Annotated in this window: 12 protein-coding genes and 1 tRNA gene; 12 read left to right on the forward strand and 1 reads right to left on the reverse strand. The window is 52.0% G+C overall.

The genetic code is table 11. The annotated features are described in order from the left end of the window. The first annotated feature begins 108 nt into the window (after positions 1–108). From dnaX to ACQY6Y_RS04315, 5 genes are all read left to right on the forward strand, one after another. Entirely contained in the window at positions 109–2,529 is a 2,421-nt protein-coding gene (gene dnaX / locus ACQY6Y_RS04295) for a DNA polymerase III subunit gamma/tau (protein ID WP_428379077.1), read from the forward strand. Between the two features lie 52 nt (positions 2,530–2,581). Beyond that, positions 2,582–2,899: a YbaB/EbfC family nucleoid-associated protein gene (locus tag ACQY6Y_RS04300; protein ID WP_428379078.1), complete on the forward strand. Its 318-nt coding sequence runs from the start codon at positions 2,582–2,584 to the stop codon at positions 2,897–2,899. A 13-nt stretch (positions 2,900–2,912) separates the two neighbouring features. Continuing rightward, a complete protein-coding gene (gene recR / locus ACQY6Y_RS04305; RefSeq protein ID WP_428379079.1) occupies positions 2,913–3,533 on the forward strand; it encodes a recombination mediator RecR in 621 nt (206 codons plus the stop codon). A 74-nt stretch (positions 3,534–3,607) separates the two neighbouring features. Then, complete coding sequence (locus tag ACQY6Y_RS04310) at positions 3,608–4,627, forward strand: hypothetical protein (RefSeq protein WP_428379080.1); 1,020 nt, start codon at positions 3,608–3,610, stop codon at positions 4,625–4,627. Positions 4,628–4,773: 146 nt separating this feature from the next. Continuing rightward, positions 4,774–4,850 (forward strand) — tRNA-Asp (locus tag ACQY6Y_RS04315). Positions 4,851–5,241: 391 nt separating this feature from the next. Here ACQY6Y_RS04315 and ACQY6Y_RS04320 read toward each other — a convergent pair. Continuing rightward, positions 5,242–6,354 carry an IS110 family transposase gene (locus ACQY6Y_RS04320; RefSeq protein WP_428378653.1) on the reverse strand — a complete coding sequence of 371 codons (1,113 nt, stop codon included), beginning with the start codon at positions 6,352–6,354 and terminating at the stop codon, positions 5,242–5,244. Positions 6,355–6,869: 515 nt separating this feature from the next. Here ACQY6Y_RS04320 and ACQY6Y_RS04325 point away from each other — a divergent pair. The 7 genes from ACQY6Y_RS04325 (at position 6,870) to glgD (ending at position 16,319) form a co-directional block, all read left to right on the forward strand. Next, positions 6,870–7,310 carry an RrF2 family transcriptional regulator gene (locus ACQY6Y_RS04325; protein ID WP_428379081.1) on the forward strand — a complete coding sequence of 147 codons (441 nt, stop codon included), beginning with the start codon at positions 6,870–6,872 and terminating at the stop codon, positions 7,308–7,310. A gap of 87 nt (positions 7,311–7,397) precedes the next feature. Beyond that, the gene (locus ACQY6Y_RS04330) at positions 7,398–8,348 is read left to right on the forward strand and encodes an adenine glycosylase (protein WP_428379082.1); all 951 of its coding nucleotides are present in this window, start codon (positions 7,398–7,400) and stop codon (positions 8,346–8,348) included. A 157-nt stretch (positions 8,349–8,505) separates the two neighbouring features. Beyond that, a complete protein-coding gene (gene rbr / locus ACQY6Y_RS04335) occupies positions 8,506–9,051 on the forward strand; it encodes a rubrerythrin (protein WP_428379083.1) in 546 nt (181 codons plus the stop codon). Between the two features lie 288 nt (positions 9,052–9,339). Next, on the forward strand, positions 9,340–11,463 hold the full coding sequence (glgB, locus tag ACQY6Y_RS04340) for a 1,4-alpha-glucan branching protein GlgB (protein WP_428379084.1): 2,124 nt from the start codon (positions 9,340–9,342) through the stop codon (positions 11,461–11,463). Between the two features lie 87 nt (positions 11,464–11,550). Beyond that, positions 11,551–13,977, forward strand: coding sequence for a glycogen/starch/alpha-glucan phosphorylase (locus ACQY6Y_RS04345; protein ID WP_428379085.1), 2,427 nt, complete (start codon positions 11,551–11,553; stop codon positions 13,975–13,977). A gap of 90 nt (positions 13,978–14,067) precedes the next feature. Further along, on the forward strand, positions 14,068–15,216 hold the full coding sequence (locus ACQY6Y_RS04350) for a glucose-1-phosphate adenylyltransferase (protein WP_428379086.1): 1,149 nt from the start codon (positions 14,068–14,070) through the stop codon (positions 15,214–15,216). A 2-nt stretch (positions 15,217–15,218) separates the two neighbouring features. Next, the gene (glgD, locus tag ACQY6Y_RS04355; RefSeq protein ID WP_428379087.1) at positions 15,219–16,319 is read left to right on the forward strand and encodes a glucose-1-phosphate adenylyltransferase subunit GlgD; all 1,101 of its coding nucleotides are present in this window, start codon (positions 15,219–15,221) and stop codon (positions 16,317–16,319) included. The last annotated feature ends 3 nt before the right edge of the window (positions 16,320–16,322 follow it).

Below are 16,322 nucleotides of genomic sequence, written 5' to 3' on the forward strand. Positions count from 1 at the left end.
GAGGAAGCCTATGGCCTACGGGCGCGGGTATACTACTTTCGTCCGTGTGAGGGGTAGCGAAGAACACCCCTTTCGGTATCGGCGTTGTGCCGATAGGGAGGCTCGTAGATGGAATCGCTCTATACCAAATATCGTCCACAAACGTTTGCCGACGTAGTGGGGCAGGAGCATGTAGTTTCTACACTTGAGCGCGCTGTTTTGGAAAATCGGGTGAGTCATGCCTATCTGTTCTGTGGGCCACGCGGAACAGGCAAAACGACCATGGCGCGCCTGCTTGCCAAAGCTCTTCTCTGCGAATGTGGGCCGGGCCAGCTGCCTGATGGCACCTGCGAGGAATGTCGTTTAATTGCTGCGGGCAACCACCCCGATGTATACGAATTGGACGCTGCAAGTCGCACGGGCGTAGACAACGTGCGCGAAGAGATTATTAGCAATGTGGAGTATGCGCCGGTGCGGGGCCGTTATAAGGCCTATATCATCGACGAGGTGCATATGCTTACACCGGCGGCGTTTAATGCGCTTCTCAAAACGCTCGAAGAGCCTCCAGCGCACGTAGTGTTTATGCTGTGCACCACCGATCCGCAAAAGATTCCGGAGACAGTGCTCTCCCGTGTGCAGCGGTTTGACTTCCACGCTATTTCAAATGACGACCTGGTAAAGCGCTTATCATATGTGTGTGAGCAGGAGGGCTTTACCTACGAGACCGAGGCGCTTGAACTGGTTGCGCGCCATGCACGCGGTGGTCTGCGTGATGCGCTTTCTACGCTCGAGCAACTTTCTGTCTTTGGGGACGGCACCATTTCTCTTGCAGCAACGCGCGATATGCTCGGCGCGCTTTCGAGCTCGCAGCTATCGCAAGTCCTTATGGCGCTTGCGCAGCGAGATGTCCCCAAACTGTTTTCTGTGGTGGGTGATCTGGTGGATGAGGGGCACGATCTTCTGCGTTTTGTCCGTCAGCTGGCTGCCCGCGTTCGCGATGCCTATGTTATGAGTGTGGCTGGCGAGATTGAAGGCGCATTTACGGGTGACGATTTGGCGGCTTTGCGTGCAGAGGCGGACGCCTTTGGTTCTCCGGACCGTCTCGCTCGCGTGCTTACGGTCTTAGGGGATGCATCCTCAGAAATGCGTACAGCGCCTAACCAGCGTTTAGTTCTTGAAATTGCCCTCACGCGCCTCGCGCGTCCAAAAACAGATCTGACGCTCGAGTCTTTAGCGGAGCGAGTCTCAGACTTGGAAGCTCAAATTCAGGCACTAGTTTCTCACCGAGAAGTGCATGTGCCGGCGGCTCCATCTATACAACAGAACAATGCTCCCAAGGTTTCTGCTTCGGTACAGCATGAGGCTGCCGTACAAAAGGCACCTGAGCAAAGCGCAACTTCACAGCAGCGTGTTGCGCCTAAGGTGACACCTACAGCAGCAACCGCGCCGAAACCTGCTTCCACAACAGCTGCACCAGTGGCACCTGCAACAGCTTTTGCGCCTGCACCTCAAACAACTTCTCCGGCTACGCAGCCGGCAGCAACTCAGCCACAAAAAACAGCAGATCAGCCGAAAGCTGCCCCCACGTCAGCTCCGAAAACTACTGTGCAAGCTCGTGCTGCTCATCCGGCAGATTCTGGAGCACTGCAGCGCAATTGGCGTCGTGTAATGGAAGAAATGGTGCAGCGAGAGCCCTCACGCGGGTCCCTCCTTATCACTTCGACTGCTGTGAGCGATGATGGGGAAACCCTCACCGTTTCTTTGCCACAGGGTTCCTCATTTGCTCTTCGAATGTTGGAGCGTCCCGATGTTCGCGCGGTTTTAGATCCTCAAGTTGCCGCTGTGTTTGGACCGAGAAAAACCCTGTTCATTGAGGGTGCAGCGCGCGCTCAAGCCAAGAACCCTATTGTTCAAAAGCCTGTTTCGACGCCTCAGGCAGCTCCTGTCACGCAGGTCGCTCCCGCCGAACAGACTGCTCCCGTCGTAGAGACTGCTCCGGCTGTGCAAACGGCCTCGGCCGCCGAGGCGGAGTCGGCCGTATCTGCGCCTGTTCCCACTCAAGCTCCGGCTGCATCTCCGGAGCCCCAACCTTCACAAGTTTATGCTGCAGCCCCTGCCCCTGAGCCTGCTCCTTTCGAAGAAGTTCCTTATAGCGATGCGGATGCAGCGTATTACGACGAGCTGTCGGAAGGAACTGAGAATCTCAATGGCGTGGGAGCTCCGATATCCGAGCCGGCTCCTGTGAAGCCTTCCGGCACAAACGCATCGGCAACGCCTCAGAACGCAGCCCCTGCTATCCAGGAGAAACCTGCTATAGCTCAACAAGAGGAGCCAAAGGCGGACGCCACGGTGCCAAACTCAGATAACGCGGAAGAGAATCAGGCTACACCAGCCGAAATAATAGATGCGAATACGCCGTTCTTCTCACCGGACGATTCTCTGGAAGATGGAAAAGTACCGCAGGGCCTTATTGAAATGCTTGAATCGGCCTTTGATGGTGAGGTTCATGTGAGTATGATACCGGCGTCGGAGACAGAAGAGCTCCAATGAGTAGGATATGCCATAGTTTGAGTGTTTTACCTGCGACCGAAAGGCTAAAAACATGCCCCAGATGAACATGCAGCAAATGATGAAGCAGGCTCGCAAGATGCAAGAGAAGCTTGCTGCTACCGAGGAGAAGCTTGCCCAGACCGAGGTTACCGCCTCTGCTGGCGGCGGCATGGTGAAGGTGGTTGCCACGGGTGACCTGCACATCACATCAGTTGAGATTGCTCCTGAAGCAGTTGATCCTGATGACGTTGATCTGTTGCAAGATATGGTGCTTGCTGCAGTAAACGATGCACTTACGCAGGCTCAGCAGCTTGCAAGCCAGCAGATGGGTGCCATTACCGGTGGTTTGAATATCCCTGGTTTGATGTAAGAGGTCTGTTTGCATGGATCCTCTTGCACACGGAACAGCGAATGATGGTCATGCGCTCCAGCGACTTCTTGATGAGCTGGGGCGCTTGCCAGGCATAGGGCCTAAGTCTGCTCAACGAATCGCATACTATCTGCTGGGAGCAGATGCTGAAGAAGCCCGGCGGCTTGCGCACGCTATTCTCGACGTAAAACAGCAGGTTCACTTTTGTCCGATCTGCTTTTCCTACGCAACGCATGAGCACTGCGATGTATGCGAAGATTCATCGCGCGATCGGACAAAGGTTTGTGTGGTTTCTGAGCCAAGAGATGTATCGGCGATCGAGCGCACCGGTGTTTATCACGGTCTTTACCATGTCTTAGGTGGCGTTATTTCGCCTATCGATAAGATCGGGCCAGAGCAATTGCATGTGCGAGAACTTTTGGCGCGACTGGGCGAGGGTGAGATTGCCGAGGTAATTTTGGCAACTAACCCCGATGTTGAAGGCGAGGCAACTGCCGCGTATTTATCGAGAACGATCCGGCCACTGGGGATTGTGGTGTCGCGTCTGGCAAGTGGATTGCCCGTGGGTGGCGATTTGGAATACGCCGATGAGGTGACGCTGGGCAGGGCTATCGAAGCCCGACGGGAATGCTAAGCGCCTGCGCGATACACTATGCTGGTGGCACACTGTGAGATACGTTGCATGAAACTGAGAGCGAGGTTTCAGATATGACGCAAGAAACGAACCGAAATACTTCTGCGTCAAAAGGTCGGCATTTTGGGACAAGCAATTCTGGAAAGCCGACACCACGCACACCGTCGCGGCATGCCGCAAGTCCGCGCCGCGCAGCCACGCCTCGAGCTCATAGCAGAAATGAAGCACATACGCGCTATCGCACAGATTTACCCCAACCTCGCCGTGAGCAGGTTCGCGCCCCGCATGCAACAACAGGTGCAACAGCGCGTTATGCCATGCAGGAGCTGCCCAATACGCCTATCGACACTTTCTCTGCCGATCCGAATATGAGGTCCGAAGCATCTCTTGATGCTCCTCGCCCCACACCAATTGATGACACGACGGCCTTTGCCACGCTTGGAAGTGGAGAAGGTGCTGTTATTACAAATCGAGAGACGGCGGGCAATACGGTAAACGCAGTCCGCGATTCGCATATGGGGGCTACACAATCACGTCGTCTTACCGCGGCAGCACAAAAGAATGTGCGCTCACGCAAGGTGCGTCTGCAAACGAATAAGCGCCTGTTTGTAGGTCTGGGTGTTGCTGCTCTTGTCGTCGTGCTTATCGTTGGCTTTTTAGTGATACGAGCGGTGAACTCTGCAAATCGTTTGCAGGATGAGGGGGGACGCGTAGAGCGTACGGCGGTTGCGCCTGGAGAGAGCGTCTCATACGACGATTACAGCTACTCTGTACAGCAGGGCGATGACGGGACGTACTCTTTTGTTCGCACGCTTGGTGAAGGAGGAGATCCTCTCGCGCTCTTTACGCTGGAGGGAACTCCTGTCCAACTTATTCTTTACGACGGTGCTTATCTCATTCCTGAGAACTTGCCAGATGGAACTTGGGATGTAGTTGCCTATACCATGGGCGATGGCTCCGTTACCTCACAGCTTGCAGATACTGATGGCAATCCCATTACTGGAGAGGGAACACTTGCCTCTGCTTCTCTCGACGGCAACGAGCTTGTGTTAACCGATGATTCAGGGGCAATAACGCGTGTGCCGCTGAATTAATCTGCCTTTTGTTTGGTCTCGAGTTTTGTTCGAATTGTGATGACACAGAGCAAAACAACATTTTTCGGCGATTTGAAAAGAAAAATGAAAATGAGGCTAGACAGAGCAAGGCATGTCTGCGTATAATCTATCCCGCGTTCGCGCACGGGGTGTTAGCTCAGCTGGTTAGAGCGCCGGCCTGTCACGTCGGAGGTCGAGGGTTCAAGTCCCTTACATCCCGCCATTTGATTTGATAAGACCCGGTTCGCCGGGTCTTTTTAATATGAGAAAGCCATTGTCAAGAGGCATGACGTTGCAGACTCAGGTTTTAATGCCCGAGTCTGCAACTATTTCTGGCCAGCTTCTGTCGCATTGATGATCGTTAGTCGTCGCTTGCCTGGCAAGCTAATATCCGCGGGCTTGTACGCTGTATACCAGCGGGTAGCTCAGATATATGTTTGAGATTGCGTACGTACCGCATTTCGATTCTCCGTCCGAGACCGTCATTCGAAAAAACCTATAGTCTTTCTTATCGGGTACTGCCTTTTGGTTGCCCATAAAAGCCTCGTAAACCGGTCTCGACAATGCGTCGATATGCAACTCTCACTGGCAAGAAATTTTTTGAGTAGTGTCGTCTAGCTGAGTGTTCCCTCAGCACGTCTACCAATTTCCCACACCCAACAAGCAAGCTCTCGTGCAACTGCTGTATTGGCAACACAAGTACGTTTGCCAGCTGATCTCAGTGCTTTGTGTCGATATACAAGACGGGCTGTAGCATCATCTGCTCTGCGTTTGATTCCTCGCGAAACATCAAAGCCATCAGGTATTGGCTTTGGTTTTGGAGAACATGTTATGTAGTGCCAAGCAGATTCGATAAGGGTACGGCGAGAAGCTGAATTGCCATTTTTGGTAATGCCTCCGTATATCTTCTTCTCACCACTTGAGTGTTCAGAAGGTGTGATACCAACCCAAGAGGCATACGATCTTGCTGTTGGAAAACGGCTGAAGACGCCGACTTCGGTAGCTAAGCAAAAAGCAGAGATGATATCGATACCCTTAATGGATGCAAGTGCTCCGACAACAGGGCTCCATCGTTGGGTTTGAGCCTCACAAAGAACTTGCTTTTCCAGCGCGCGTTTGTCCGACTCGGCACAGCGCACACAGGTAACGTAGTGATTAAACGCTGTTGCTGCTGCAACCTCATCTGGTCTCAATCCCTCAACCCATCTCCAAAATGAGCGTGTCCAGGCGCTTTTCCTACGCCCAAGTGCATCAACTTCATCAAATACATGTCCACGTTTTAGCAAAAACTTTGAGAGGCGCTGCCGGGCACGCTGCAAGTCTTCCCGCGCATCATCAAGTGCACGCGACAGATCACGGCTCGCTTCAACCTCAACAGGAGGAACCCATACCTCAACAATGTTGTGTGTTGCAAGCAAACGTGCAAGAAATGCTGCATCGCGCTTGTCATTCTTTTGTCTTCTATCACTGGCGGGTTTTTGCATCTTTGATACAGCTCCGACAACACAGTCTATGCCGTGAGCACGGAGTGTGCGACAAAGCGTAAAGCCAGTAGGTCCACTCTCATAGACAACCTTAGGGTCTTCAAAGTGGCAAATCCAGGAAGTTATTTCCTCTGTATTGGTGCCAAACGATTTCTGTATTATCTCTCCTGTGAAAGGATTGAACGCGCAGGCGGCAACCGAGCGAGCATGTACGTCGAGGCCGATGGAGGTAACATGTGACATGGGAAGCCTCCTCCCATACGTGCGGTATGGCGAGCACCGCAGGTTGACGATATACAGCCATTGTCCTCGCCCAGCCCGCGAGTAGGGTATGTCGCGGGGAGGCTTTCTTTCCAATGGCTTTCTCATATCGTCTTTCTCGAAATTGAATGGCCTCAAAGTTCTTTTGAGTCTTCTTTTCAATTCTTTACATAAAACATGCGTCTTGTTAACGCGGTTGCAAGCTAATAATGAAAATATTTGATTGTTGCTAGAAAGTATAATAAGATTTATCAGTGCTCTCGCGGGAATGCACCTTTACATGTGGTTATCTCTCTTTCCTTGGTTTGCCTTGCCACTTTGGCTATCGTGCAATTGCGCAATCAGAAGAAAGTGGTGCTAGTATGCCGCCTGAGAGATACAACTTTGCGAGCGGTTGGTGGTGTGCTACACCGTCGAGCGCGCAAAGACCATTTCGATGTTTAACTGCGTCCTGCTGAAGGATTTGTTCTTCAAGGGCGAAGTAGAGGGAGTTTATTTTGGAGGTCTCCAGAAAAACGGACTACGCTTTGCGAATGCTTGCAGAGTTGGTGCGTGAGCCCGATAGCGTTATCTCTGTGAGAGCTGTGGCCGAGCGGAATGCCATTCCGTATTCGTTTGCTCGCTCCATTCAACATGATTTAGTGAACTGTGGCATTGTGGAGAGCTTGCGCGGGTCTCGTGGTGGCATGCGCCTTGCGTGCGATGCTAAGAAACTGACCCTTCTCGATATTATTGAAGCATTACAAGGTCCCATACATATTGCATATTGCGATTCCGACCAGTCAGAGAGTCCCTGTGCCAGAAAGGCATCTTGCGCCTTCAATCCGGTGTGGAGCGATGCGAACAGGCTCCTGTCAGCATATCTCGGCTCAATCTCTCTGTATGATGTCGTGATAGACGGAAAGCGTCCTTCTATTCCATCAAATCTGTTCGAGTGAGGCAGGTTTTGTTGCCGATGTCACTTCTAAGGCAAGGGGCATCGGATGGGGCGCTCGTTCATGGCGACATCATAAGAGAGAGAAACAATGAGCTCCCTACATACGAAAGAAAGTGCTGATAAAAGCTGCCCTGCCGATACAGCTGTTGGTGCTGGTTGCGTAAACGACAGCAAGTTGGATCTTTCCGAGCAGCTGGAGACTTTTCGAGCAAAGGTTCTGGAACGCGGTAAGGAGCTTTGGCGGGATTTGCCTTGGCGTCACACGCGCGATCCATATGCCATTTGGATCTCTGAGGTTATGCTCCAACAAACCCAAGTTGCTCGTGTGGATGGGCGCTGGCAGCGTTGGCTGCGCCGTTTTCCAAACGTAGCGGTTTTGGCCGATGCGGATGCCGCTGATGTGTTAGAGGAGTGGCAAGGCCTCGGTTACAATCGGCGGGCACTTTCACTGCATAAAGCGGCCCAAATTCTTGATAAAAATGGCGGAGTAATGCCCGAGGACGAGCATGAACTCGTGGCTTTACCTGGTATTGGTCCGGCAACTGCTGCCGGAATTCGTGCATTTGCACATAATCTGCCCGGCGTGTATCTCGAGACCAACGTTCGAACTGTATTCCTTCATGAGTTGTTTCCAGAAGCGGAGGGAGTACCTGACTCAGCTCTCACGCCGCTGGTTGCCGCCACGTGCCCGAAGGACGATACAGATCCACACGATGATCCACGTACCTGGTATTACGCGCTGTTAGATTACGGGGCATATCTCAAACAAACCATCCCCAATCCATCAAGGAGATCTCGAACTCACACCAAACAATCCAAGTTTGAAGGATCTCATCGCCAAAAGCGCGCAGAGGTGCTGCGCATACTCCTTGCAGCGCGTCCGAACTCTTTGTCGTTTGATGAACTCTCAGGCGCGCTTGATGAGCAGGAGGTATCTGAAGGTAGGGCGCCTGTTGCGCCGGCTGAGCTTCAAGATGTACTCTCCGAGCTTGTACGTGAAGGATTTTGCACAGAAGAAAATGAGATGTGGCACGCATAACTATTCATGAAACGGCCTGTGTTCGCCCATCTGCGGTTGCCAATTGGTTTTCACCGATAAGCGTTGGCTTTACAGTGATTTGAATTGTAGGTATGTGGGTAAGCTAGACATAAGATGTGTTTTCAGGAGCACGTTTACGTGAATATTGGAGGAAATTATGGCCACAGATTTTGAGACCTCGCAAACAAAAAAGAATCTTGAGGCAGCTTTTGCGGGTGAGTCTCAAGCATCAATCAAGTATGGCTACTATGCTTCGAGGGCAAAGAAGGACGGCTACGTTCAGATTTCAAATATCTTTACCGAGACTTCCGGTAACGAGCGTGAGCACGCCAAGCTTTGGTTCAAGTATCTCCATGACGGCGCAGTTCCCGATACCGCTACCAACCTTGCTGATGCAGCTGCTGGTGAGAACTACGAGTGGACAGACATGTACAAGGGCTTTGCCGAGACAGCAAGGGACGAAGGCTTCGCAGAGATTGCTGCTAAGTTCGAGATGGTAGGCGATGTTGAGAGGCATCATGAGGAGCGCTATAACAAGCTGCTCGAGTCTGTTGAGGCCGGCAACGTATTTAGCCGCGAGGGCGTGAAGGTTTGGAAGTGCCTCAATTGCGGTCATCTGCATGTTGGTCCGACCGCTCCGGAGGTTTGCCCGGTTTGCAATCATCCACAGGCCTATTTCGAGGAGCAGGTCGTTAATTACTAATTAAAGACGTGCTTAACTCTTAACAAAAACCTAATAACCCGCCGGATATTGTTCCGGCGGGTTATTTTTATAGTTATAGGTAGGACTGATTTGTCGTCCGCCCGCGGAACAGTCATGCCGCCAGTCCTCTCCGGAGGTGTCATGAACTTTAAGATAGTTACACTGAATACGCATATTCTCATTCAGGCTATATGAGATGCGCGGCAAACAACGCGCTGCTTGTCATATGAGAGCAGCCTGCTGTTGTCGGGCATCTGTAAATAGGTAGTTCCGAGAGATGGAGCCAACATGAAGGATACCGCCGATCTCTATCGTGTTACCGATACCGATGTGTATGTTATGGGAAAAGGCGAGTGGTTCCGCAGCTATGAAAAGCTGGGTGCCCACCCAAGCTTCGAGAATGGCGAAGAAGGTTTTCACTTTGCTGTCTGGGCTCCCCACGTGCATTCTGTGTGCGTTATTGGCAGTTTCAATGGCTGGCAAGAGGGGCAATATCAACTAACTGAGCGTGAGAGCGGGGGTATCTGGGAAGGCTTTATTCCTGGCGTTACCTCTGGCGATCTTTATAAATACGTTATCGAAACTGAGAATGGCGAGCTGCTTTACAAGGCCGATCCGTATGGCTTCTGGTCAGAAGAAATCCCTGGTACAGCATCGCGGGCATGGGGTGGCCCTGAGTACGAGTGGGGCGACGATGCTTGGATGGCAAATCGCAAAAAGACCGACCATATGCACATGCCGCTCAATATCTATGAAGTACATGCTGGATCCTGGCGCCGTCATGGTGACGAGCCTCAAGGAGATCCAGATGAGAATGGAAATTACCCTGGACCGATGGATCCATTCCCTGCTCAGCGCGGTGAATATTATTCCTATGACGATTTAGCACGCGAATTGCCTGCCTATGTAAAGGAAATGGGCTATACGCATGTTGAGTTGCTCCCACTTATGGAGCATCCATTTGATGGCTCATGGGGCTATCAGACAACCGGCTATTATGCACCCACTTCACGCTTTGGCGATCCAAATGGCATGCGTCGCCTGATTGATGCGCTTCACCAGGCCGGCATTGGCGTTATTTTGGACTGGACGCCCGGAGGTTTCTGCGCGGATGCTCAGGGTCTTGCAACCTTTAACGGCACCATGCTGTACGAGCGTGAAATTCATCCCAATTGGGGCACGCATAAGTTTGATTTTGGCAGAGGAGAAGTGCGCAGCTTCCTTATCTCCAATGCGTTGTACTGGATTGAATGCTTCCATGCAGACGGCATCCGTGTAGACGGCGTCTCAAGCATGCTGTATCTCAACTTTGGCGTGGATGATCCTGCGAAGAAGAAGTTCAACAAGTATGGTGACGAGGGCGATCTTGATGCTATCGACTTCATCCGTAAGCTCAATACGACGGTAAGCTCCTACTGTCCCGACGTCATGATGATTGCCGAGGAATCCACAGCTTGGCCGCTTGTTACCTATCCACCCGAGGAAGACGGCCTGGGCTTCCACTATAAGTGGGACATGGGCTGGATGAACGACACGCTGCACTACATGCAAACCGACTTCCCCTGGCGTCCGGGCAACCACGGTTTGCTTACCTTCTCACTCATGTATGCCTTTAACGAGAATTTCGTCTTGCCGCTTTCGCACGATGAGGTTGTCCACGGCAAATGCTCGCTCATTACGCGTATGCCAGGCGATTATTGGCGTCAGTTTGCTGGTATGCGCTCGCTGGCCATGTATCAGATGACACATCCAGGTGCAAAGCTCAACTTTATGGGCAATGAAATTGCACAGTGGATTGAATGGCGCTACTACGAGTCCATTCAGTGGTTCTTGGCTGATGAATATGAAGCCCATCGTAAGCAGCGCGATTTTATCGCCGCGCTCAATAAGCTTTACAAGGAGGAGCCTGCACTTTGGGAATATGCCTACGAGCAAAAAGGCTTTGAGTGGATTGACGCCGACGATGCGGACCAATCTCTTATCAGCTTTATCCGCCATGGCGATACCGAAAAAGAGGACCTGGTAGTTCTTATCAACTTCGATCCTCGTGCATATGAGGAGTATCGCATTGGTGTGCCGACCTATGGTACCTGGACCGAAATCTTTAACAGCGACGATGAGCGCTATGGTGGTTCAGGGGTTATCAATACACTTCCCGCTGAGGCAAGTATTGAGCCTTGGAATGGTAGAGAACAATCAATTGTTGTCAGAGTGCCACCACTTGGCGGTATGATTCTTAAGTGCACCAAGCCAAAGCCGAGACCAAAGCCAAAGAAGAAAAAGGTGGCTACAAAAACTTCGGCAAGTAGAAAAAAGACATCTAAGAAGGCGACGGGCACAGCAAAGAAAAGCGGCGATACGGCTACTTCTGCAAAAAAGAGCAGTTCGTCTAAGAACAAACATAAGAAGTAGCACTGACGCACATCCTCTGCAGAGGATGGCATGTAGCAAGAAGGTGTTGGACTTTCGGTCCAAATACCGAGGAGGGGGTTTCTTTTCATGCAAAGGATCTTCGACAGTAAAGAGGACTTCGTCGACCTGTTTGAGTCGTCGTGCCAGACGCTCATTGGCAGGACGTACGAAGACTGCACCGATGCTGAGCGCTTCCAAGCGCTTGCAAGCATCGTGGCTGCCAAGTCCCGTGCTATTGGCGTAAAAACCAATGAGCTAGCTCAGCAGGAACAAAAGAAGAAGGTGTATTACTTCTCACTCGAGTTCCTTATCGGACCGCTGCTGGACAACTATCTTATTAACTATGGTGTCCGCGATCTTGTAGAAGAGGGCCTTGCTGAGTTAGGTCTTTCTCTCGACAACATTCTTGCCCAGGAACAGGATCCTGGTCTGGGCAACGGCGGCCTTGGTCGTCTCGCTGCCTGCTTCATGGATTCCATGGCAACAGAGGGCATCATGGGCTATGGCAACGGCATGCGTTATCGCTATGGCTTGTTCCACCAGGCAATTGTTAATGGATGCCAGGTCGAAGAAACCGACAACTGGCTTGAGCGTGGCTTCCCTTGGGAGGTTCGTCGTGAGCAAAGTTCGGTTATCGTTACCTTTGGTGGCAAGCCTGTGCGTCACGAGGATGAAAACGGTCACTTCTGGTTTACCACCGAGGGTGGAGATCGCGTAAAGGCTGTTCCGTATGACGTACCAGTCGTTGGCTACGGCGGAGAAACCGTAACCAAGCTTCGTCTGTGGAGCGCCGAGCCCGCAGAGGAGAACTTCGATCTCGATGCCTTCAATGAGGGCGATTATGCAAAGGCAAATAAGTTCCGCTCTGATGTTGAGGCTATCTCGACCATCCTGTATCCCAACGACGCAGGTCCTCACGGTCGTATTCTCCGCATTAAGCAGGAGTATTTGTTTGTTTCTGCTGGTCTGCAGACAATTCTTCGCACCTATGAGCGCGACTATGGTCCCGATTGGAAGCACTTCCCCGATCACGTAGCGCTGCACACAAACGATACGCACCCCGCAATGTGCGGACCCGAGCTCATGCGCCTGCTGGTCGATGAGAAGGGCTTGGAGTGGGATGAGGCATGGGATATAACCACCCGTTCCATCTCCTTCACCAACCACACGGTTATGCCTGAGGCACTTGAGACGTGGCCTATCCCCATGTTCCGCTCGCTGTTGCCACGTATCTATATGTTCATCGACGAGATTAACCGTCGTTATCTTGAGTCTCTGTCACAGGATCGTGACAACTGGCAGGAGCTTGCTTCCCAAACTGCAGTACTGTGGGATGGCAACGTTCGCATGGCAAACCTTTCCATCATTTGCGGTCACTCGGTCAACGGCGTTTCTGCCATTCATACCGAGATCCTCAAGCACGATGTTCTCAAGGGCTTCTATGCGCTTACGCCCGAGAAGTTCAACAACAAGACCAATGGTGTTTCTCACCGCCGCTTCCTTCGTGAGGCAAACCCGGCGCTTTCAAAAGTTATTACCAACGCCGTTGGCGATGGCTGGATGACAAATGCCGAAGAGCTCAGTAAGCTCGAGCAGTATGCCGATGACCCCGCGGTGCTTGACGACATCGTGACGGCAAAGCATGAGGCAAAGAAGCGTCTTGCCGAGTATGTGAAGCAGGTGTCTGGCGTCGAGCTCGACCCCAATTCGGTCTTCGATGTTCAGGTTAAGCGTTTCCATGCGTATAAGCGTCAGCTGCTGAACGTCTTCAAGATTCTCGATTTGTATAACCGCATGATCGACGATCCTTCGTTCCGTCCGATGCCGACGTCATTTATCTTCGGCGGCAAGGCTGCACAGAGCTATACCTTCGCAAAAGAGGTCATCAGGCTCATCAACTCGCTTGCAGATGTCGTAAACAACGACAGCCGTGTTAACGATGTCCTCCGCGTTGCCTTTGTACCGAACTACGGCATTTCCAATGCTCAGATTATTTATCCGGCTGCAGAGATCTCTGAGCAGATCTCCACTGCAGGTATGGAGGGCTCCGGCACCTCTAACATGAAGTTCATGATGAACGGCGCAATCATGCTGGGCACCTACGACGGCGCCAACATTGAGATTGCCGATCTCGTGGGCTTTGAGAATCTCAAGATCTTTGGTCTGCGTGTTGAGGATATCGAGCGTCTTAAGGCCGAGGGTTACTGGGCTTGGAATGAGTACCAAGCCGATCGCGGTCGCCTTGGTCGCGTAGTCGATGAACTTGTCGACGGAACGCTCGCACGTCTCAATGGCAACTTTGAGTTGGTACACGATGAATTGATGGTCAACAACGATCAATGGTTCGTCTTGGCAGACTTCAAGCCGTATGTCCAGGCTTGGGAAGAGCTCCGTCAGATTTGTGCAAATCCGCGTGAGTGGGCGCACATGTCGATCATTAACACTGCCCGTTCCGGCCACTTCTCGAGCGATAGAACCATTCGCGAGTACGCCGAAGACATTTGGCACGTTTAGGAGCACTTTATAAGTACTACATATTTTGGGGCGGACGCAGAAAGCTGTCCGCCCTAGGGGATGGAAGGCCACGATAGAAAGGAGTGTCTGGTGAGTAAGAAGGAATGCATAGCTATGCTTCTTGCCGGAGGACAGGGAAGCAGACTTGGAGCCCTAACTCACAATGTTGCAAAGCCAGCAGTTTCGTTTGGCGCCAAGTACCGCATTATCGACTTTGTTCTTTCAAACTGCTCTAATTCAGGGATAAATACGGTTGGTATTTTGACGCAGTACCGTCCTTACTTGCTGCACTCCTATATCGGCACGGGTGAGGCTTGGAATCTCGACGAGATGGGTAGTGGCGTTTCTATCCTCCCACCGTATTCGACCGAGTCAGGCGGTGCCTGGTATGAGGGCACGGCAGACGCTGTGTACCAGAACCTGGGCTACATTGAGGATAATGATCCGGAGTACGTCATCATCCTTTCGGGCGACCAGCTCTATCGCATGGACTACCATGCAATGCTGGCCAATCACAAGCGTCACAACGCTGATCTTACGATTGCTGTCATGCCGGTTGCCTGGGAAGAGGCTTCCCGTTTTGGCATCATTACGCAGGACGAAGACGAGCGCATTATTAAGTTCACCGAGAAGCCCAACAAGCCCGATTCAAACCTTGCTTCAATGGGCATCTACATCTTCAATACGAAGCTGTTGCTCGATGAGCTGCGCGCAGACGCAGTAGATCAAACGTCTGAGCATGACTTTGGCAAGAATATTATCCCCAAGCTTCTGGGAGAAGACCGCCGTCTGTACACCTATAAATTCGAGGGCTTCTGGCGCGATGTAGGCACCATTTCAAGCTACCACGAGACCAGCATGGATCTGCTCGGAGAGCATCCTGAGTTCGATTTGTACTCAACAGATTTCCCAATTATGAGTAACGCTACACTTCGCCCGCCGCACTATGTGGGCCCTGAAGGCAGCGTCTCCGATTGCATTATTTCTAATGGTTGTCGTATTTACGGAACGGTTCGCCACTCAATTCTTTCCACAGGCGCAGAGGTGGGTCCGCGTGCCACAGTTGAGGATTCCATCCTGCTCCCAGGTGCAAAGGTAAAGGCCGGTGCAAAGGTTGTCCGTGCCATTTTGGGCGAGAATTCCTGCGTTGAAGAAGGCGTTGCTCTTGGCAGCGTTGATATAGCAAAGGACACTGCCGTTATTGGCGACAACGTTGTGGTTGGAAAGGGGGAGGAGTAAACATGGCAAACGTGATCGGTCTTATCACCACGAACTACTCCACCAAGAAGGCCTGCGTCCTCGCCGAGGAGCGTCCTGTTGCTTCTCTGCCCTATGCAGGTCGTTATCGCATTATGGATTTTGCGCTCTCCAATATGGTGAACTGCGGCATTCGTACGGTGGGCGTTGTGTTGCCGTATAACTACCGTTCGGTTATCGACCATATTTCGTCCGGCAAGGACTGGATGCTCGACCGTAAGAACGGCGGCCTGTTCGTGCTGCCGGGTTCTGCCTTTGGTACCTCTCGTGCAGGCTCCAGGTTCCTTGTGCGCGATCTTGAGAGCAACCGAGTATTCCTTGAGCGCTCCCATGCCGACTATGTGGTATGCAGCGGTGCAAACTTCGCATTCAACATGGATCTAAGCCTTGTGGTCGATGAGCACATCCGGTCTGGTGTGGACATTACCGTTCTGACAAACTCTGCGACAGAGTCTGACGCCGATGTTGTGGGCTTCAATGTTGATGAGTCCACCGGCAATATCACCGGTATCAATCACGGAGTAAGCTTCGGCGACATGGCCTTCCTTGATACCTTTGTTATTGGTCGTGAGCTGCTGCTCACCTTGCTCGACTGGTATTCTTCCGTCGACTACCTCGACCTCTTTGAGGCACTTGAGAACGATTATGGCCGTGTAACGGTGCGCGAGTATCGCTTCAATGGCTATGCTGCACCGGTGTTCAACACCGAGGCGTACTTCCGTCGCAACATGGATCTGCTCAATCCGGAAATTGCCGACCAGCTCTTCCCGGAGGAGCGCACGGTAAAGACCAAGGCACACGATACGCCTCCCGCAAAATATGAGCGTGGCTGCTACGTACGGAATGCCATCGTTTCGGCTGGCTGCCGTATTATGGGCTCCGTTGCCGATTCACTGCTTGGTCGCAACGTTATTGTTGAGAGCGGTGCAACTGTTCGCAACGCTATTGTTCTTCAGGATTGTGTTATTAAGAGTGGCGCTCGTGTTGAGAATGCAATTGTCGACCGTGCTAACTGCATTCCTGCAGGCACTGAGCTTCGCGGCACTCCGGAGAATGTGTACTACCAGAGTAAGGGCCAGAGGTAGGAA

It is taken from the genome of Olsenella sp. Marseille-QA0557 (genome assembly GCF_965119725.1).
In the GTDB taxonomy this organism is placed as follows: domain Bacteria; phylum Actinomycetota; class Coriobacteriia; order Coriobacteriales; family Atopobiaceae; genus Coprovicinus; species Coprovicinus avistercoris.

What these genes read in the sequence shown, in the direction of transcription:
- ACQY6Y_RS04320 (WP_428378653.1), bottom strand. Translation starts at nt 6,354, where the DNA reads ATGTCACATGTTACCTCCATCGGCCTCGACGTACATGCTCGCTCGGTT.
- ACQY6Y_RS04345 (WP_428379085.1), top strand. Translation starts at nt 11,551, where the DNA reads ATGCAAAGGATCTTCGACAGTAAAGAGGACTTCGTCGACCTGTTTGAG.
- rbr (WP_428379083.1), top strand. Translation starts at nt 8,506, where the DNA reads ATGGCCACAGATTTTGAGACCTCGCAAACAAAAAAGAATCTTGAGGCA.
- ACQY6Y_RS04330 (WP_428379082.1), top strand. Translation starts at nt 7,398, where the DNA reads ATGAGCTCCCTACATACGAAAGAAAGTGCTGATAAAAGCTGCCCTGCC.
- ACQY6Y_RS04310 (WP_428379080.1), top strand. Translation starts at nt 3,608, where the DNA reads ATGACGCAAGAAACGAACCGAAATACTTCTGCGTCAAAAGGTCGGCAT.
- ACQY6Y_RS04300 (WP_428379078.1), top strand. Translation starts at nt 2,582, where the DNA reads ATGCCCCAGATGAACATGCAGCAAATGATGAAGCAGGCTCGCAAGATG.
- recR (WP_428379079.1), top strand. Translation starts at nt 2,913, where the DNA reads ATGGATCCTCTTGCACACGGAACAGCGAATGATGGTCATGCGCTCCAG.
- glgB (WP_428379084.1), top strand. Translation starts at nt 9,340, where the DNA reads ATGAAGGATACCGCCGATCTCTATCGTGTTACCGATACCGATGTGTAT.
- dnaX (WP_428379077.1), top strand. Translation starts at nt 109, where the DNA reads ATGGAATCGCTCTATACCAAATATCGTCCACAAACGTTTGCCGACGTA.
- glgD (WP_428379087.1), top strand. Translation starts at nt 15,219, where the DNA reads ATGGCAAACGTGATCGGTCTTATCACCACGAACTACTCCACCAAGAAG.